Origin of the sequence: Cereibacter changlensis JA139 (assembly GCF_003034985.1) — a bacterium.
Lineage (GTDB): Bacteria > Pseudomonadota > Alphaproteobacteria > Rhodobacterales > Rhodobacteraceae > Cereibacter > Cereibacter changlensis.
Genome location: NZ_PZKG01000001.1, coordinates 112,662 through 131,162, shown reverse-complemented (window position 1 = coordinate 131,162; position 18,501 = coordinate 112,662). Strand labels below are relative to the sequence as shown.

General features: G+C 68.3%; 17 protein-coding genes. 11 read left to right on the top strand and 6 right to left on the bottom strand.

From position 1 onward, the window contains the following. Positions 1-99: 99 nt before the first annotated feature. Both hrcA and C5F48_RS00615 read left to right on the top strand, forming a co-directional pair. The gene (gene hrcA / locus C5F48_RS00620; protein ID WP_107661971.1) at positions 100-1,170 is read left to right on the top strand and encodes a heat-inducible transcriptional repressor HrcA; all 1,071 of its coding nucleotides are present in this window, start codon (positions 100-102) and stop codon (positions 1,168-1,170) included. A gap of 5 nt (positions 1,171-1,175) precedes the next feature. Continuing rightward, positions 1,176-1,745 carry a nucleotide exchange factor GrpE gene (locus tag C5F48_RS00615; RefSeq protein WP_169310863.1) on the top strand — a complete coding sequence of 190 codons (570 nt, stop codon included), beginning with the start codon at positions 1,176-1,178 and terminating at the stop codon, positions 1,743-1,745. 90 nt (positions 1,746-1,835) lie between these two features. On the opposite strand, the gene mutS is transcribed toward C5F48_RS00615, so the two are convergent. Then, on the bottom strand, positions 1,836-4,463 hold the full coding sequence (gene mutS / locus C5F48_RS00610) for a DNA mismatch repair protein MutS (protein WP_107661969.1): 2,628 nt from the start codon (positions 4,461-4,463) through the stop codon (positions 1,836-1,838). Between the two features lie 138 nt (positions 4,464-4,601). On the opposite strand from mutS, the gene C5F48_RS00605 reads away from it, so the two are divergent. Next, positions 4,602-6,857, top strand: a complete 2,256-nt coding sequence (locus C5F48_RS00605) for an NADP-dependent malic enzyme (RefSeq protein WP_107661968.1) — start codon at positions 4,602-4,604, stop codon at positions 6,855-6,857. Continuing rightward, entirely contained in the window at positions 6,857-7,717 is an 861-nt protein-coding gene (locus C5F48_RS00600; RefSeq protein WP_107661967.1) for a ribokinase, read from the top strand. The genes C5F48_RS00605 and C5F48_RS00600 overlap by 1 nt, the downstream gene beginning before the upstream one ends. Here C5F48_RS00600 and msrA read toward each other — a convergent pair. Beyond that, the gene (msrA, locus tag C5F48_RS00595; protein ID WP_107661966.1) at positions 7,704-8,327 is read right to left on the bottom strand and encodes a peptide-methionine (S)-S-oxide reductase MsrA; all 624 of its coding nucleotides are present in this window, start codon (positions 8,325-8,327) and stop codon (positions 7,704-7,706) included. The genes C5F48_RS00600 and msrA overlap by 14 nt on opposite strands. Positions 8,328-8,460: 133 nt before the next feature. On the opposite strand from msrA, the gene C5F48_RS00590 reads away from it, so the two are divergent. Then, positions 8,461-9,360: a D-amino acid aminotransferase gene (locus C5F48_RS00590; RefSeq protein WP_107661965.1), complete on the top strand. Its 900-nt coding sequence runs from the start codon at positions 8,461-8,463 to the stop codon at positions 9,358-9,360. Continuing rightward, positions 9,357-10,079, top strand: a complete 723-nt coding sequence (locus C5F48_RS00585; protein WP_107661964.1) for a sulfotransferase-like domain-containing protein — start codon at positions 9,357-9,359, stop codon at positions 10,077-10,079. Before C5F48_RS00590 ends, C5F48_RS00585 begins: the two co-directional genes overlap by 4 nt. On the opposite strand, the gene C5F48_RS00580 is transcribed toward C5F48_RS00585, so the two are convergent. Both C5F48_RS00580 and C5F48_RS00575 read right to left on the bottom strand, forming a co-directional pair. Then, entirely contained in the window at positions 10,063-10,752 is a 690-nt protein-coding gene (locus C5F48_RS00580; protein WP_107661963.1) for a tellurite resistance TerB family protein, read from the bottom strand. The genes C5F48_RS00585 and C5F48_RS00580 overlap by 17 nt on opposite strands. A 137-nt stretch (positions 10,753-10,889) precedes the next feature. After that, the gene (locus C5F48_RS00575; RefSeq protein WP_107661962.1) at positions 10,890-12,116 is read right to left on the bottom strand and encodes an argininosuccinate synthase; all 1,227 of its coding nucleotides are present in this window, start codon (positions 12,114-12,116) and stop codon (positions 10,890-10,892) included. Between the two features lie 105 nt (positions 12,117-12,221). Between C5F48_RS00575 and ilvA the strand changes: the two genes are divergently transcribed. Further along, positions 12,222-13,469 (top strand): threonine ammonia-lyase IlvA, encoded by a 1,248-nt coding sequence (gene ilvA, locus C5F48_RS00570; RefSeq protein WP_107661961.1) that lies wholly within the window; start codon positions 12,222-12,224, stop codon positions 13,467-13,469. Here ilvA and C5F48_RS00565 read toward each other — a convergent pair. After that, the gene (locus C5F48_RS00565; protein WP_107661960.1) at positions 13,421-13,798 is read right to left on the bottom strand and encodes an Hpt domain-containing protein; all 378 of its coding nucleotides are present in this window, start codon (positions 13,796-13,798) and stop codon (positions 13,421-13,423) included. The two genes, ilvA and C5F48_RS00565, sit on opposite strands and share 49 nt — an antisense overlap. A 165-nt stretch (positions 13,799-13,963) precedes the next feature. On the opposite strand from C5F48_RS00565, the gene C5F48_RS00560 reads away from it, so the two are divergent. Continuing rightward, on the top strand, positions 13,964-15,202 hold the full coding sequence (locus tag C5F48_RS00560; protein WP_107661959.1) for a PP2C family protein-serine/threonine phosphatase: 1,239 nt from the start codon (positions 13,964-13,966) through the stop codon (positions 15,200-15,202). On the opposite strand, the gene C5F48_RS00555 is transcribed toward C5F48_RS00560, so the two are convergent. Further along, positions 15,190-15,636, bottom strand: coding sequence for an NUDIX hydrolase (locus C5F48_RS00555; RefSeq protein WP_107661958.1), 447 nt, complete (start codon positions 15,634-15,636; stop codon positions 15,190-15,192). The two genes, C5F48_RS00560 and C5F48_RS00555, sit on opposite strands and share 13 nt — an antisense overlap. Before the next feature lie 76 nt (positions 15,637-15,712). Here C5F48_RS00555 and hslO point away from each other — a divergent pair, with 76 nt between their 5' ends. From hslO to C5F48_RS00540, 3 genes are read left to right on the top strand one after another with little or no spacing between them, the layout of a single operon-like run. After that, positions 15,713-16,729 carry an Hsp33 family molecular chaperone HslO gene (hslO, locus tag C5F48_RS00550; protein ID WP_107661957.1) on the top strand — a complete coding sequence of 339 codons (1,017 nt, stop codon included), beginning with the start codon at positions 15,713-15,715 and terminating at the stop codon, positions 16,727-16,729. After that, the gene (locus tag C5F48_RS00545; protein WP_107661956.1) at positions 16,719-17,309 is read left to right on the top strand and encodes a CoA pyrophosphatase; all 591 of its coding nucleotides are present in this window, start codon (positions 16,719-16,721) and stop codon (positions 17,307-17,309) included. Before hslO ends, C5F48_RS00545 begins: the two co-directional genes overlap by 11 nt. Further along, on the top strand, positions 17,306-18,448 hold the full coding sequence (locus C5F48_RS00540) for a CCA tRNA nucleotidyltransferase (protein ID WP_107661955.1): 1,143 nt from the start codon (positions 17,306-17,308) through the stop codon (positions 18,446-18,448). Before C5F48_RS00545 ends, C5F48_RS00540 begins: the two co-directional genes overlap by 4 nt. The last annotated feature ends 53 nt before the right edge of the window (positions 18,449-18,501 follow it).

Sequence of the window (18,501 nt, the reverse complement as noted above, 5' to 3'; positions counted from 1 at the left end):
CGCCGCCAGATACGCCCCCATACCCTCTCGATGCAACCCTGATTGACGAAGACGCCGGTGCGCCGATACTCTCGGCAGTCGCCCCCCGAAAGCAGTCCCATGTCCGACGGCCCCAAGATTCTCAGCGAAATGAACGACCGCTCCCGCGAGGTCTTCCGGCGGGTGGTCGAAGGCTACCTCGCCTCCGGCGACCCCGTCGGCTCCCGCACCCTCACCCGCAGCATGTCGGAAAAGGTCAGCGCCGCCACCGTGCGCAACGTGATGCAGGATCTCGAATATCTCGGCCTGCTCGACAGCCCCCACGTCTCCGCCGGCCGCATCCCGACCCAGCTCGGCCTTCGGATGTTCGTCGATGGCCTGCTGGAGGTCGGCGCCGTCGCCGCCGAGGACCGCGAGAAGATCGACGCCACCCTCGGCAGCAACCGTCAGGACGTGACCAGCCTGCTGGACCGCGTCGGCGCCACGCTGTCCGGCATCACCCGCGGCGCAAGCCTCGTCCTGGCGCCGAAGCACGAGGCGCCGATCCGCCACATCGAATTCGTCAGCCTCGCCGCCGACCGCGCCCTTGTCGTGCTGGTCTTCGCCGACGGTCACGTGGAAAACCGCGTCTTCACCCCGCCGCCGGGCCAGACCGCCTCCTCGATGCGCGAGGCCGCGAACTTCCTCAACGCGCTGGCCGAGGGCAAGACCCTGTCGGAGCTGCGCCAGACCATCGTGCAGGAAATGTCGCGCCGCCGGCAGGAAATCGACGCGCTGGCCCATGCGCTGGTCGAAAGCGGCCTCGCGCTGTGGGAGAACCCGGGCGAGCAGACCGAGCGGCTGATCGTGCGCGGCCGGTCGAACCTGATCGACGGCAGCACCGAGGCGCAGGATTTCGAGCGTATCCGCAGCCTGTTCGACGATCTGGAACGCAAGCGCGACATCGCCGACTTCCTCGAACTGGCGGAAAGCGGCGAAGGTGTGCGGATTTTTATCGGCTCCGAAAACAAGCTTTTCTCACTTTCGGGTTCCTCTCTGGTGGTCTCTCCCTATATGAACGCTGATCGAAAGATCATCGGCGCCGTTGGCGTGATCGGTCCGACGCGGCTCAACTACGGTCGCATCGTGCCGATTGTCGATTATACAGCGCAGCTTGTCGGCCGGTTGGTCTCCGACCGCGGCAAGGGATGATGAACATGATGAATACGAGGAATGACGACATGGCCCAGGATCAGGCAGCCCAGACCCCGGCGGAAGAGGGCGATCTCGGGATCGAAGGGATCGAACCGATGGAAAACCCGGAACTCGTCGCCCTGCGCGCCGAGCGGGACGAGCTGCGCGACCGCTTCATGCGCGCGCTGGCCGATGCCGAGAACACCCGCAAGCGCGGCGAACGCGACCGCCGCGAGGCTGAGCAATATGGCAGCACCCGTCTGGCCCGCGATCTTCTGCCGGTCTACGACAACCTGCGCCGCGCGCTCGATGCCGCCAATGACGAAAGCCGCGCCGTGGCCGCCGCGCTGATCGAGGGCGTGGAACTCACGCTGCGCGAGCTGCTCAGCGTGATGACCAAGCATGGCGTAACGCCCATCGTGCCGGAAATCGGCGATACCTTCGATCCGCAGCAGCACCAGGCGATGTTCGAAGCCCCGGTGCAGGGCACCAAGGCGGGCCAGATCATCCAGGTGATGACCGAAGGCTTCCTGCTGCACGACCGCCTGCTGCGCCCGGCGCAGGTCGGCGTGTCGTCGAACACCCAAGGCTGATCTGCTTGGCCAGCGCTGGGGGGCACACCCCCCAGCGCTGGCCACGGGCCGGACGCTCATCACCCCCTGTGGGATGAGCCAAGATGAAATCTAGAGCAGGGCTTTCATCTCGTAGACCAGCTTGAGCGCCTCCATCGGCGTCAACTCGTCGGGCAGCACCCCTTCCAGCCGCGCCTCCACTTCCGACGCCTTCGCCTTCGCCACAGGGGGCGGCGGCGGCGCGGCGCGGAACAGCGGCAGGTCGTCGATCAGCGCCTGCTTGCGCGCTCCGCCCTCGCGGTCTCCCGATTCCAGCGCGTTCAGCACGGTCTTCGCCCGCTCGATCACCGACGCGGGCAGACCCGCCAGCCGCGCCACCTGCACCCCGTAGGAGCGGTCCGCCGCGCCCTTCCGGACCTCGTGCAGGAAGATCACGTCGCCCTCCCACTCCTTCACGCTCACCGTGGCGTTCTCCACGCCCGTGAGCTTGGCCGAGAGCCCCGTCATCTCGTGGTAATGCGTGGCAAACAGCGCCCGGCAGCGGTTCATGTCATGCAGATGCTCCAGCGTCGCCCAGGCGATCGACAGCCCGTCATAGGTCGCCGTGCCGCGCCCGATCTCGTCAAGGATCACCAGCGCCCGGTCATCGGCCTGGTTGAGGATCGCCGCCGTCTCCACCATCTCGACCATGAAGGTCGACCGCCCCCGCGCCAGATCGTCCGAGGCGCCGACCCGGCTGAACAGCTGGCTCACCAGCCCGATATGGGCGCGTTTCGCCGGCACATAGCTGCCCGCCTGCGCCAGCAGCGCGATCAGCGCGTTCTGCCGCAGGAAGGTGGATTTGCCGGCCATGTTCGGGCCGGTCAGCAGCCAGATCGCCGGGGTCATTGCATCGGTCAGCGCGCAGTCATTGGCGACGAAGGGCGTGCCCGTCCGCGCCAGCGCCCGTTCCACCACCGGATGCCGCCCGCCCTCGATCTCGAAGGCGCGGCTGTCGTCGATCCGCGGCTCGGTCCAGTCCTCCGCCGCCGCCAGATCGGCAAGTCCCGCCGCCAGATCGACCTCGGCCAGCGCCCGCGCCGCCGCGCCCACCGGCCCGGCCTCGGCCAGCACCGCCTCGCGCAGCGCCGCGAAATGCGCCTTCTCGATCTCCAGCGCCCGGTTGCCCGCGTTCAGGATCTTGGTCTCCAGCTCCGACAGCGGCAGCGTCGTGAAACGCACCTGCCCGGCGGTGGTCTGGCGGTGGATGAAGGTCTCGGACAGCGGGGCCGACAGCATGCGCTCGGCATGGGTCGAGGTCACCTCGATGAAATAGCCCAGCACGTTGTTGTGCTTGATCTTCAGGCTGGCGATCCCCGTCTGCTCGACGAAGCCCGCCTGCATCGAGGCGATCACCCCGCGCCCCTCGTCGCGCAGCCGCCGCGTCTCGTCCAGATCCTCGTCGAAGCCTTGGGCGATGAAGCCGCCATCCCGCGCCAGCAGCGGCGGTTCGGCCACCAGCGCCTGATCCAAGAGGTCGATCAACCGCTCATGTCCGCGCAGCGCCGCCCGCGCGTCGTCGAGCAGCGCAGGCGCCTCGGCGGGCAGCCGCCCCGAGATCGCCTCGGCCTGCGCCAGCCCCGCGCGGATCGCCGCGATGTCGCGCGGCCCCGCCCGGTCCAGCGCCAGCCGCGACAGCGCCCGGTCCATGTCGGGCACCCGGCGCAGATCGCCGCGCAGCTCCTCGCGCAGCCGCCCCTGTTCCAGCAGGAAGCGCACCGCGGCAAGCCGCGCCCCGATCACCGCCAGATCGCGCGACGGCGACGACAGCCGCCGCTCCAGCAGTCGCGCGCCCGGCGCTGTCACCGTCCGGTCCACCGCTGACAGGAGCGAGCCCTCGCGCCCGCCCGACAGCGCCTGCGTGATCTCCAGATTGCGCCGGGTCGAGGCGTCGATCTGCATCGTGCCGCCCACCACCTCGCGGATCGGCGGGCGCAAGAGCGGCAGTTTGCCGCGCTGCGTCAGGTCGAGGTAATCGACCAGCGCCCCCATCGCCGAAATCTCCGCCCGGCCGAAGGCGCCGAAAGCCTCCAGCGTGCCGACGCCGTAGAGCGTGCAGAGCCGCTTCTCCGCCGACCCGCTGTCGAAGCTCGCGCGCGCCATTTCGGTCAGCGCCGCCCCGGCCTCCTCGACCAGCGCGTGCAGATCGCGTCCCTCGGCCACCAGCACTTCCCGTGGCGCCAGCCGCGCCAGCTCCGGCGCCAGCCGGGTCAGCGAACAGCCCATCACCCGCATCTCGCCGGTCGAGATATCGCACCAGGCCAGCGCCGCCTCGTCGCGCACCTCGGCAAAGGCACACAAGAAGTTGTGGCGCCGCGCCTCCAGCAGACTATCCTCGGTCAATGTCCCCGGCGTCACCAGCCGCACGACATCGCGCTTCACCACCGACTTGGAACCGCGCTTCTTCGCCTCCGCCGGGTCCTCCATCTGCTCGGCGATCGCCACGCGGAAGCCCTTGCGGATCAGCGCCAGCAGATAGCCTTCCGAGGAATGCACCGGCACGCCGCACATGGCGATATCCTCGCCCCGGTGCTTGCCGCGCTTGGTCAGCGCGATATCCAGCGCTTCCGCCGCCGCCACGGCATCGTCGAAGAACATCTCGTAGAAGTCGCCCATCCGGTAGAACAGGATCGCGCCCTGATGCTGCGCCTTGATCTCCAGATATTGCGCCATCATTGGCGTGACGGTTTCTTCGCTCACCACAATCCCCCAGAATGAGCCCAGACCCTACAAAACCGGCCCCCCGGGGAAAAGCCGCAAATCCTGCGTCCCAGCTATCCGTTGTGGCAGGGCAGGCAGGGGGCTATGACGGGGGGCTTGCACAAGGATGGCCCCCTGATGACCAAGATGAAGATCACCCCGGAAGAGGCGCTTGCCTATCATCTCGATCCCAAACCCGGGAAATACGAGGTGGTCGCCTCGACGCCGATGGCGACGCAGCGCGACCTGAGCCTCGCCTATTCCCCCGGTGTCGCGGTCCCGGTGCAGGCCATCGCCGACAATCCCGAGACCGCCTACGACTATACCGTCAAGGGCAACATGGTGGCGGTGATCTCCAACGGCACGGCGATCCTCGGCATGGGCAATCTCGGCGCGCTGGCCTCCAAGCCGGTGATGGAGGGCAAGGCGGTGCTGTTCAAGCGCTTCGCCGACGTGAACGCCATCGACATCGAGCTCGACACCGAGGACCCCGACGAGATCATCGCGGCTGTGCGGCTGATGGGCCCGACCTTCGGCGGCATCAACCTCGAGGACATCAAGGCGCCCGAATGCTTCATCATCGAGCAGCGCCTGAAGGAGATCATGGACATCCCGGTGTTCCACGACGACCAGCACGGCACGGCGGTGATCTGCGCCGCCGGGCTGATCAACGCGCTGGAGCTGTCGGGCAAGCGGATCGAGGATTGCCGCATCGTGCTCAATGGGGCAGGGGCGGCGGGCATCGCCTGTCTGGAACTGCTGAAGACCATGGGCGCCCGGCATGACAACTGCCTGATGTGCGACACCAAGGGCGTGATCTGGCAGGGCCGCACCGAGGGCATGAACCAGTGGAAATCGGCCCATGCCGCCCGCACCGACCTGCGGACGCTGGAAGAGGCGATGCAGGGCGCCGATGTCTTCCTCGGCGTCTCCGCCAAGGGCGCCGTCACGCCCGAGATGGTCGCCTCCATGGCCGAGAACCCGGTGATCTTCGCCATGGCCAACCCCGACCCCGAGATCACGCCCGAAGAGGCCCACGCCGTCCGCCCCGACGCCATCGTGGCCACTGGCCGCTCCGACTATCCCAATCAGGTGAACAACGTCCTCGGCTTCCCCTATCTCTTCCGCGGTGCGCTCGACATCCATGCCCGCGCCATCAATGACGAGATGAAGATCGCCTGCGCCAGGGCGCTCGCCGCCCTCGCGCGCGAGGATGTGCCCGACGAGGTGGCGATGGCCTATGGCCGCAAGCTCAGCTTCGGGCGCGACTACATCATCCCGACGCCGTTCGATCCCCGGCTGATCTACGTGATCCCGCCTGCGGTCGCCAAGGCCGGGATGGATACCGGCGTCGCCCGCCGCCCGATCATCGACCTGCACGCCTACGAGCTGGCGCTGAAATCGCGCATGGACCCGACGGCGAGCATCCTGCAGGGCATCCACGCCCGCGCCAAGGCGGCGCAGGCCCGGATGATCTTTGCCGAGGGCGACGACCCCCGCGTGCTGCGCGCCGCCGTCGCCTATCAGCGCGCCGGGCTCGGCAAGGCGCTGGTGGTGGGCCGCGAGGCCGATGTGCGCGAGAAGCTCGAAGCCGCGGGCCTTTCCGACGCGGTGCGCGAGCTGGAGGTGGTGAACGCCGCCAACTCCCGCCACACCGAGACCTACAAGACCTTCCTCTACAACCGCCTGCAGCGCGGCGGCTTCGACGCGCATGACATCAACCGTCTCGCCACCCGCGACCGCCACGTCTTCTCGGCGCTGATGCTGGCGCATGGCCATGGCGACGGTCTGGTGACCGGCGCCACCCGCAAGTCGGCCTATATCCTGCAGCTGATCAACCATGTCTTCGACGCCAAGGCCTCCGACGGCGCCGTCGGCGTCACGGCGCTCCTGCACAAGGGCCGCATCGTGCTTCTGGCCGACACGCTGGTGCATGAATGGCCCGAGGCCGAGGATCTCGCCGATATCGCCATCAAATCCGCCCGCGTCGCCCGCAATCTCGGGCTGGAGCCGCGGGTCGCCTTCGTGTCCTTCTCGACCTTCGGCTATCCGGTCTCGGAACGGGCGGCGAAGATGGGCGAGGCCTCGAAGGTGCTCGACGGCCGGAAGGTGGATTTCGAGTATGAGGGCGAGATGACCGTCGATGTTGCGCTGAACCCGGCGGCGATGGCGCAATACCCGTTCTGCCGCCTCACCGGCCCGGCCAACATCCTGATCGTCCCCGCCCGGCACTCCGCCTCGATCTCGGTGAAGCTGATGCAGGAAATGGCCGGGGCCACCGTCATCGGTCCCATCTTGACCGGCGTCACCAAACCGATCCAGATCTGTTCGGTGAACTCGACCGTGAACGACATTCTCAACATGGCGGTGATGGCCGCCTGCAAGGTGGGCTGATGCTGCTGAATCTCGGATCGATCAACATCGACCATGTCTACCGCGTCCCCCATCTGCCCGAACCGGGCGAGACGCTGGGCGCCCATTCGTATGGCATGGGGCTCGGCGGCAAGGGCGCCAACCAGTCGGTCGCCGCCGCCCGCGCCGGGGCGCGCATCCTGCATATCGGCGCCATCGGCCCCGAAGGCCATTGGGCCCGCGCCGCCATGGCCGATTTCGGCGTCGACGTGACCCATATCGCCAAGGGCGAAGAACCCACCGGCCATGCCATCATCTATGTCGATGCCGGGGCCGAGAATGTCATCGTGCTCTACCCGGGCGCCAACCGCTGCGTGACCGGGGCCGATGTCGCCTCCGCCCTCGCCGAAGCCGGGCCGGGCGACAGCCTGCTGATGCAGAACGAAACCTCGGCCCAGGTCGAGGCCGCGCGGCTCGCGGCCGAAAAGGGCCTGCGGGTGATCTACTCCGCCGCGCCCTTCGACCTTCAGGCGGTGCAGGCGGTGCTGCCCCACGTCAGCCTTCTGGTGATGAACGAGGGCGAGGCCGCACAGCTCCGCGCCGGGCTCGGCTCCCTGCCGCAGGTCGAGATGATCGTGACCAAGGGCGCCAAGGGCGCCGAATGGCTCTCCCCCGGCGCCGAACCCTTGGTCACGCCCCCCTTCAAGGTGGAGCCGGTCGACACCACCGGCGCCGGCGACTGCTTCATCGGCACGCTGGCCGCCGCGCTCGACGCCGGCCTCGGCCGCGAGGAGGCCATGCGCCGTGCCTCCGCCGCCGCCGCGATCCAGGTCACCCGCCCCGGCGCCTCGCAGGCCATGCCCACCGCCGAGGAGGTGACCGCCTTCCTCAGTGACCGATGAACGGCGCCTCGGGCCCCCACAGCTCCTGCACCCGCTGATCCCGGCCGCAGGCGTCGCGATACAGCTTGTAGGCGGTCGCCTGCTGCCGCGGTCCGAACCGCGTCAGCACGATGTTCGTGCCCTTGTAGTAATCCTGATGGTACTCCTCGGCCGGCCAGAACCGCCCCGCCGGCAGGATCGGCGTCACCACCGTCTTGCCCAGCAGCTGCGCCGCCTGCCCCTTCACCCGCTCGGCCACCGCCCGCTGCTCCGGCCCGTCGGCGAAGATCGCTGTCCGGTAGCTGTCGCCCCGGTCGCAGAACTGGCCTCCGGCATCCGTCGGGTTCACCGACCGGAAGAACAGCATCAGGATCTGCTCGTAGCTGACCTGCGCATTGTCGAAGGTGATCTCCACCGCCTCGTAATGCCCGGTCCCGCCGTTGCTCACCTGCTTGTAGGTCGGGTTCTCCGTGGTCCCGCCGGTATAGCCCGACACGACCTCGCTCACCCCCTTCACCTTCTCGAAATCCGCTTCGACGCACCAGAAGCAGCCCCCGGCCACATAGGCCTTCTCCGTCGCCGCCTCTGCCGCGCCCGCCGTCATCACCAGTGCCAAGGCCAGTTTCATCATGATGCGTTCCTCCTGCGCGCAGACGATGGGCGCCCGAAGAAGCAGCGTCCACTCACCGCCACGTGAAACACGCATCGGTGATCGCTTTTCCTTTCCCGAACCCCGGTCTAGCCTGCCCCGAAAGGAGCCCCGCATGACCGATCACGTCACCACCCATCAGGCCGAGGAAGACGCCCGCAACGAAGAGATCCTGATCTGGCTGAACGGCCGCGTCGTGCCCAAGGCGCAGGCGCTGGTCTCGGTCTACGATTCCGGCTTCATGCTGGGCGACGGCGTCTGGGAGGGCATCCGCCTCTACGACGGTCGCTGGGCCTTCCTCGACGAACATATCGAGCGGCTGTTCGAGGCGGCGAAGGCCATCGACCTCGACATCCGTCTGAGCCCTGCCGAGGTCATCGCCGCGATCCACGAGACCCAAGCCGCCAACGCCATGACCACCGACGCCCACGCCCGGCTGATGGTGACCCGCGGCGTGAAAACCCGGCCCTTCCAGCACCCCTCGCTCTCGCGTCAGGGGCCGACCATGACCATCATCATGGAGCATTCGAAGCCCAAGATCCCGCGTCCGATCCGCCTCGCCACCGTGCCGCATATGCGCGGCCTGCCGATGACGCAGGACCCCAAGCTCAACTCGCATTCCAAGCTGAACTGCATCCTCGCCTGCATCGCCGCCGAAAAGGCCGGCGCGGACGAGGCGCTGATGCTCGACGTGCATGGCTTCGTGAACACCACCAACGCCTGCAACTTCTTCGTCGTGAAAAAAGGCGCCGTCTGGACCAGCACCGGCGACTACTGCATGAACGGCATCACCCGGCAGAAGGTCATCGACCTCTGCCGCGCCAATGCCATCCCGGTGTTCGAGCGCAACTTCTCCCTCGTCGACACCTACTCGGCGGACGAGGCCTTTCTCACCGGCACCTTCGGCGCCCAGACCCCGGTCAGCACGATCGACGGCCGCACCATCGGCACCGGCCAGATGGGCCCGATGACCGAGCGCCTGCGCGCGCTCTACAAGGATCTGGTGCGCGCATGAACATCGCCATGTGGTCCGGGCCGCGCAATCTCTCCACCGCGATGATGTATGCCTTCGCCGCCCGCGGCGATTGCGCCGTCTGGGACGAGCCCTTCTATGCCGCCTACCTGAGCCGGACCGGCATCGACCACCCGATGCGCGACGAGATCATCGCCGCGCATGAGGCCGATCCTGCGAAGGTCGCCGCCGCCTGCGCCGCCCCGGCGCCCGACGGCCAGCCGCTGTTCTACCAGAAGCACATGACGCTCCACATGCTGCCCGGCATCGACCGCGGCTTCATGCGCAGCTGCCAGAACGTCTTCCTGATCCGCCACCCCGCCCGCGTCGTCGCCTCCTACGCGAAAAAGCGCGAGGGCCCGACGCTGGCCGACATCGGCTTCACCCAGCAGGCCGATCTCTTCGACGAGGTGGCGGGCTGGCAGGGCAAGCCCCCCGTGGTGATCGATTCCGCCGACATCCGCGCCAACCCGAAAACCGCGCTCACCGCCCTCTGCACCGCGCTGGGCATCCCCTTCACCGAAGCCATGCTGCACTGGCCCGCCGGAGGGCACGCCTCAGACGGCATCTGGGCCTCGCACTGGTATGGCGCGGTGCATCGCTCCACCGGGTTCGAAGACCCGGAAGGCCCGCTGCCCGACCTGCCGCCGGATTATGCCCGGCTGGTCGAGCAGGCTTTGCCGCATTACGAACGGCTCTGGGCGGTCAGGCTCCGCGCGTGAGCGCCTCGACCTCCTGCACCTCGCTGTCCGACAGGCTCAGCCGGGCGCGCAGCGCGTCGAGATAGGCCTTGTTTTCCGGCGTGTTCGGATCGACCGCGGCCCGCGACGCCAGGTAGAACTGCTCCGCCGTCTCGCGGTCGCGGACCTGCAGCAGCAACTGATCCAAGGGCTGCGGCTGGGTGAACTCGCGCTCCACCAGCCGGCGGTCGGCGTCATCGGCCCCGGCGGCATCGAGCTGGCCGACGATCCGCGCCCGTTCCTCGGTGGAAATCGCATTGTCGGCCCAGGCCGCGGCGACCATCGCCTGCAACAGCAGCAGCGCCTTGGCGTCGGTGATGCGGTCCTCGCTCACGCCCTCGGTCCGGGTCTCGGGCGCCGCTGGCTGCGGCTGGCCCTGCGACCCGGTCAGGCTCTCCATCACGCTGCCGATCATGCCGCCGATGCCGCCCTGCGCCGATGCCGGGGTAGTGGTCTGGCCCGTCGCCTGATTGCCGGCGCCGCGCGCCTGATGGTCCTGATAGGCCCGGTAAGCGAGATAGGCCATCGAGGCCAGTCCCGCCTTCTTGCCCAGCCCGCCACCCAGCATCGCCGCCGTCCCCAGCCCGCCGCGCGACCCGCCCCGGCCCGCCATGCGCGAGGCCAGCATCACTCCCAGCACTTTCTTGAGGCTCATGTCCGTCTCCTGTGTCCATTGTCAGGGAAACAAACCAGCCGCCGGTCAAAGGGGTTCCGCAAATATGGATAAAGCGTAAACAGTTTCCCGTTTACGCTTATATTTCAACCGGTTAGACAGATTTTCACGCGTGAAAATCAGCCCTTGAACCGGGCGTTCCGCGTCGCGATCAGCTTCAGCCGCAGCGCGTTCAGCCGGATGAAGCCCGCCGCATCTTTCTGGTCATAGGCGCCCGCATCATCCTCGAAGGTAACGTGGGCTTCGGAATACAGCGAATGCTCCGACCACCGCGCCACAGTCCGCGCGAAGCCCTTGTAAAGCTTCACCCGCACGGTGCCGGTGACATGTTCCTGCGACTTGTCGATCAGAGCCTGCAGCATCTCCCGCTCCGGCGAATACCAGAAGCCGTTGTAGATCAGCTCGGCATAGCGCGGCATGATGCTGTCCTTCAGGTGGCCGGCGCCGGAATCCAGCGTGATCTGCTCGATCCCGCGATGGGCCTCCAGCAGGATCGTCCCGCCGGGGGTCTCGTAGATCCCGCGCGACTTCATCCCGACGAAACGGTTCTCCACCAGATCGAGCCGCCCCACGCCATGCTTGCCGCCCAGCTCGTTCAGCTTGGTCAGGATCGTGGCCGGCGACATCGCTTCGCCATTGATCGCCACGGCGTCGCCCTTCTCGAAGGTGATCTCCACCATCTCCGGCTCGTTCGGCGCCTCTTCCGGCGAGACGGTGCGCTGGTAGACGTAATCCGGCGCTTCCTCGCCCGGGTTCTCCAGCACGCGGCCTTCGGACGAGGTATGCAGCAGGTTGGCGTCCACTGAGAACGGCGCCTCGCCGCGCTTGTTCTTGGCGATCGGGATCTGGTTCTGCTCGGCAAACTCCAAGAGCTTGGTCCGCGAGCTCAGATCCCACTCCCGCCAGGGCGCGATCACCTTGATCGCCGGGTTCAGCGCATAGGCTGTCAGCTCGAAGCGCACCTGATCGTTGCCCTTGCCCGTCGCACCGTGAGCCACCGCGTCGGCCCCGGTCATCTCGGCGATCTCGACCAGCCGCTTGGCGATCAGCGGGCGGGCGATCGAGGTGCCGAGCAGGTAGAGCCCCTCGTACAGCGCGTTGGCGCGGAACATCGGGAAGACGAAGTCGCGCACGAATTCCTCGCGCACATCCTCGATGAAGATGTTGTCCGGGTTGATCCCCAGCATCACCGCCTTCTCGCGCGCCGGCTCCAGCTCTTCGCCCTGGCCGAGGTCGGCGGTGAAGGTGACGACCTCGCAGCCGTATTCCGTCTGCAGCCATTTCAGGATGATCGAGGTATCAAGCCCGCCGGAATAGGCGAGGACGACTTTCTTGGGCGCGGACATGCGGCAGGCTCCATCTCGGGAAACTTTGCAGGCCGGTCTAGTGAAGTTTCCCGAAGGGAACAAGGGCCGGTGGCGTCCGGCGCGGCCGCGCTGTAGTCTCGCGCCATGACCCAGTTCACCGATGCCGCCCGTGCCGCCACCCTCGCCCTGCGCGACCTGTTCCCCGAAACGCCGCTGCAGCGCAACGACCACCTGTCGGCGCGCTACGGCGCCGAGATCTGGTTGAAGCGCGAGGATCTGACGCCCGTGCGCAGCTACAAGCTGCGCGGCGCCTTCAACGCGATGCGCAAGATGCGCGAGATCCAGCCGGGGCAGCGGCAGTTCGTCTGCGCTTCGGCGGGCAACCATGCGCAGGGCGTCGCCTATGCCTGCCGGCATTTCGGGGTTCAGGGGGTGATCTTCATGCCGGTGACGACGCCGCAGCAGAAGATCGACAAGACCCGCACCTTCGGCGGCGAGGCGGTCGAGATCGTGCTGACCGGCGACTATTTCGACCAGACGCTGGCGGCGGCGCAGGCCTATTGCACGGCGCAGGGCGCGCATTTCCTGTCGCCCTTCGACGATGCCGACGTGATCGAGGGGCAGGCCAGCGTCGCCGTCGAGATCCTCGAGCAGCTGGGGCAGGCGCCGGATCTGGTGATCCTGCCGGTGGGTGGCGGCGGTCTGGCCTCCGGCGTGACCGGCTATCTGCGCGACGTGGCGCCTGAAACCGCATTTCGTTTCGTCGAGCCGCTCGGCGGGGCCAGCCTGACGGCGGCGTTGAAGGCCGGGCAGCCGGTGGCGCTGCCGCAGGTCAACAGCTTCGTCGACGGGGCAGCGGTGGCCAAGCTGGGCAGCCGCACCTTCGCCATGCTCGACTGGGTGTCGCCCGCGCAGGTGCTGCTGGCGCCCGAAGACCGGATCTGCGGCACGATGCTGGAGATGCTGAACATCGAAGGCATCGTGCTGGAGCCGGCCGGCGCGCTGTCGGTCGACGTGCTGCCGGGGCTGGCAGAGGAAATCGCCGGCAAGACGGTGGTCTGCGTCACCTCGGGCGGCAATTTCGACTTCGAGCGGCTGCCGGAGGTGAAGGAGCGAGCGCAGCGTTTCGCCGGGTTGAAGAAGTATTTCATCCTGCGCATGCCGCAGCGGCCGGGCGCGCTGCGCGAGTTCCTGATGATGCTGGGGCCGGATGATGACATCGCCCGCTTCGAATACCTGAAGAAATCCGCGCGCAACTTCGGCTCGGTGCTGATCGGCATCGAGACGAAACATGCGGAGAACTTCCCCCGGCTGGTCACCGCGCTGGATGCGGCGGGTTTTGCCTATCGCGATATCACCGGCGACGAGGCGCTGGCCGAGTTCCTGATCTGACCGGGGATCTCGTCGGGCAGGCCGGCGAGCAGTTCGGCTCGCGAGCGCAGATAGGTGTCGGTCAGCGCCACGAAGTCGAAGGGGATTGGGCTGCCGCAGGTCGCGCAACGCTCCTCCTGGCGGCACAGGGCGACCACGCCGCGTAACCCAAGGTTCAGCGCAGCCCCCTTCAGGAAATGCAGCGCCTGCCTGACCTTGGCGGGCCCGGCGTCGGGATTCAGCGCGGCCATCGCCGCGTCGGTCTCTTCCAGGAACAAGGCCACGACCTCGGGGAAATTCTCCGGCCCCACCTCGCTGCGCAATTCCTCCACCCTTGCCCATTCGATCATCCGACGCCCCTGTGCTGTAGAACGATCCTGACCGGGCAGCGATTAATGTTCGGTAATCGCCCTCGGGGAAATACCGGGCATTTTAGCTTTCACGGATCCTTAGGGAATCGCCCCCAAGCTGGGACGTATCAGCCAAGGGGTCCGAAAGTGAATGACCAGTCCAGCATGTTGCGCAGGCCCCGGCGGCGGGAGGCCCTGCCGACCGACCGGCACGTGCTGGTGGTCGATGACAGCCGGGCGCAGCGCAGGGTGCTGTCGGTGCTGCTGCAGCGCTGGGGCTACCGGGTCACCGAGGCGGGGAGCGGCGAGGCGGCGCTGGCCCTGTGTCGCGGCTCCGGTTTCGACATGGTGGTCAGCGACTGGATGATGCCGGGCATGTCGGGGCTGGAGTTCTGCCGCGCCTTCCGCGCCCTGCCGCGCGAGGGCTACGCCTATTTCATCCTGCTCACCTCGCGCTCCGCGGCCGGCGCGGTGGTGGACGGGCTGGATTGCGGCGCCGATGACTTCCTCGGCAAGCCGGTCGCCCCGGACGAGCTGCGCGCCAGGCTGCGGGCGGGGGAGCGGATTCTCGGCATGCAGGCCGAGCTGGTGGAGAAGAACCACCTGCTCGGCGCCGCGCTGGGCGAGCTGCGCGGGATCCAGGATGCGCTCGACCGCGATCTGATCGAGGCGCGCAAGCTGCAGCAGGCGCTGACGCCCGACCGGCGGCGCTGCTTCGGCGGATCGACCGCGACGATGCTGATCCGGCCCGCCGGCCCGGTCGGCGGCGATCTGGCCGGTTGTTTCGAGATCGGGCCGGGCCGGGCCGGGCTCTATTCGGTCGATGTCTCCGGCCATGGCATCGCCTCGGCGATGATGACGACCCGGCTGGCGGGGCTGCTGTCGGCCGCCTCGCCGGAGCGGAACCTGGCGTTGAGCGGCGCTGGCGGGGCCTGGCCGCCGGAGGAACTGGCGCGGCGCTTCAACCGGATGATGCTGGAGGAACTGCGGATCGAGCAGTATTTCACCATGGCCTATGCCGAGGTCGACCTGGGCAGCGGCCGGGTCGCACTGGTGCAGGCCGGGCATCCGTACCCGGCCGTGCTGCGCCGCGACGGCACGGTGGAGTTTCTCGGTGCGGGCGGGCTGCCGATCGGGCTTATCGAACAAGCCATCTATGACCGGGTGGAGGCGCAGTTGGCGCCCGGCGACCGGTTGCTGCTGCTCTCAGACGGGGTGACGGACTGCCGCGCGCCGGATGGCGCGGAGCTGGGGCAGGAGGGGCTGGCCCGGATCCTGCGGGCCAATGCGGGCCTCGGCGACGCCGAGCTGCTGGAGGCGCTGGTCTGGAAGCTGCACGACCACGCCGGCGGCGCCGATCTGGCCGACGACGCGTCGGGCGTGCTGTTCTGCTACCAGGGCTGACGCAGCGCCTGGGCCAGCATGGCCCGGTCGCCGGCATTGCCCAGCTGGTCCAGCGCCTCGATGACGTTCATCCAGACCGCGGTATGGCCCGGTTCGGTCGGCGGACCGCGGCGCAGGATCGGTCGCGCCAGGTAGACGGTGCAGACCTTCTCCGCCCATTTGTCGTAGTCCGGCATATAGGTATAGCGGCGGAACACCCCGACCCGGCGGTCCAGCGCCATCTTCCAGCCGGTTTCCTCGAAGACCTCGCGGTGCAGCGCCGCCACCGGGTGCTCGCCGGGGTCGATGCCGCCGCCGGGCAGCTGGAATTCCGGCGTCGGCGCTTCCTGGAACGTGGTCAGGATGTCGCCGCCGCGCCGCAGGATCGCGTAAACCCCGGGCCTGCGCCGATAGCGCTGACCCGCCTTGACCGCCTCGCCATACCGCCTGATCATGCCGCTCCCCTTGGTGCTTAGGTTGCCGTGACTATATAGGCGCGGTATGCCAAGGCCTGTGCCTCAAGGAAACCCCATGACTCTCGGATCCATTATCGCCTGGGACGACACCGTCCTGCCGTTTCAGCTTGACCGCTCCGACATCCGCGGCCGCGTGGTGCGTCTGGACGGCGTGCTCGACGAGGTGCTGTCGAAACACGACTACCCGCCCAAGATCGAGGCGCTGGTGGCCGAAGCCGCGCTGCTGACCGCGCTGATCGGCCAGACCATCAAGCTGCGCTGGAAACTGTCGCTGCAGATCCGCGGCAATGGCGCGGTGAAGATGATCGCCACCGACTATTACGGCCCGACCGATGGCGGCGAGCCGGCGCGGATCCGCGCCTATGCCAGCTTCGACGCCGAGGAGCTCGATGCCGAGCGTCCGCCCTTCGACCAGCTGGGCGAGGGATATTTCGCCATCCTGATCGATCAGGGCGAGGGCACCCTGCCCTATCAGGGCATCACGCCGATCGCCGGCGGCTCGCTTTCGGCCTGCACCGAGACCTATTTCGCCCAGTCCGAACAGCTGCCGACCCGCTTCGAGCTGAGCTTCGGGCGGTCGCAGCTGCCGGGCGAGGCGTCGCACTGGCGCGGCGGCGGGGTGATGCTGCAGCACATGCCCAAGGCCTCGCCCTTCGCCGCCACGGCGGAAGGCCCCGGTGAGGGCGGCTCGGGCGATGGCGGGCTGCTTGCGCATCACGACATCCTCGACGGCGAGGAGGGCGAGAACTGGACGCGGGCCAACCTGCTGCTCGACACGGTCGAGGAGCTGGAGCTGATCGGCCCGACCGTGCAGCCCACCGACCTGCTGCTGCGGCTGTTCCACGAGGAGGAGCCGCGGGTCTATGACGCGCAGCCGCTGCGTTTCGGCTGCTCCTGCTCGGCGGAACGGGTGCGGCAGTCGCTGTCGATCTACCCGCCGGAGGACATCGCCGAGATGACCACGGAAGAGGGCATCCTCACCGCCGATTGCCAGTTCTGCGGCGCGCATTACGAGTTCGATCCCGCGACGCTTGGCTCCCAGGCTGCCGGGGGAGAGGCCGATGGGGCCTGACGCCCTTCGTCTTGCCCTGACCCGCGCGACCGACGCCTCGTCGGATTATGACCTCAACCCCGGCATCTCCTTGCCGGAGGGCCGCAAGCTGCGCGCCGCCGCCGTGCTGATCCCGGTCTGGGAAAGGCCGGGCGGCGCGCAGCTGATCCTGACCAAACGCGCCTCGCATCTGGCGCATCACCCCGGCCAGATCGCCTTTCCCGGCGGCAAGATCGACGCGGGCGACGCCTCGCCCGAAGCCGCCGCCCTGCGCGAGGCGGAGGAGGAGGTCGGGCTCGACCCGGCGCGGGTGGAGATTCTCGGCCAGCTGCCGCCGCACGAGACGGTGACGGGCTATACCGTCGTCCCGGTGCTGGCGCTGGTGCAGGGCGAGCTCGACTTCCGCTGCGACCCGCGCGAGGTGGAGGAGGTCTTCACCGTGCCCTTGGCGCATGTGCTGACCCCGGCGCGCTACCGGATCGAGCGGCGGCTGTGGCGCGGCGAGTGGCGGCGCTATTACACCGTGCCTTGGGGCCCCTATTACATCTGGGGCGCCACGGCGCGGATGCTGCGCGGGCTGGCGGACAGGATGGCGACATGAGGCTTTCGGGCGACTGGCTGGCGCAGGAGGGCACGCAGGGTCTCTGCGCCGCGCTGACCGGCGCCGGATACCGGGCGCTCTTCGTCGGCGGTTGCGTGCGCAATGCGCTGATGGAGAGGCCGGTGGCCGATCTCGATCTGGCGACCGATGCCCTGCCCGAGGAAGTGACCCGCGTCGCCAAGGCGGCAGGCTTCCGGGTGATCCCGACCGGGGTGGAGCATGGCACGGTGACGGTGATCGCCGGGGGCGTGCCGCATGAGGTCACCACCTTCCGCCGCGATGTGGAGACCTTCGGGCGGCATGCTACGGTGGCCTTCTCGGGCGATGTGACCGAAGACGCGAAGCGGCGCGATTTTACCATGAACGCGCTCTATGCACTGCCCTCGGGCGAGGTGATCGACCCGCTGGGCGGCCTGCCGGACCTTCAGGCGCGGCGGGTGCGCTTCGTCGGCGATGCGGAACGGCGGATCGCCGAGGATTACCTGCGCATCCTGCGCTTCTTCCGTTTTCACGCGATCTACGGCGACCCCGCCGAGGGGCTGGATGCCGAAGGCCTCGCCGCCTGCGCCGCGCTTTCGGAGGGCATCGCCACGCTGTCGCGCGAAAGGATCGGCGCCGAGATGCGCAAGCTGCTGGGCGCCGAGGATCCGGCGCCTGCGGTGGCCTCGATGGCGCAGGCGGGCGTGCTGGCGCAGGTGCTGCCCGGAGCCGAGGCCCGGGCGCTGCCGCTTCTGGTGCATCTGGAGGCGGGCCGGGCGGCTGTCTGGCTGCGGCGGCTGGCCGTGCTGGGCGGCGAGGAAGCGGCGGAGCGGCTGCGCCTGTCGCGGGCCGAGGCGGCGCGGCTGGCGCTGCTGCGCGACGGCATCGGCAGCTTGCAGGGGCCGGGGGAGCTGGCCTATCGCCACGGCGCCGGGGCCGCGACCGACATCCTGCTCGCCCGCGCCGCGCTCTTGGAGACGCCGCTGCCCGAAGGCTGGGAGGCCGCTCTGGCCGAGGGCGCTGCCGCGAAACTGCCGATCTCGGCGGCGGATCTGATGCCCGCGCTGCAGGGTGCGGCGCTGGGCGCGCGGCTGCGCGAGATCGAGGCGCGCTGGATCGCTTCGGGGTTCCGCCTGACGCGCGAGGCGCTTCTGGGCTGAGAGTTTTCCTTTTAACGAATTTCGGCTATATCCACGGTCTGAGCAGAAGGCAG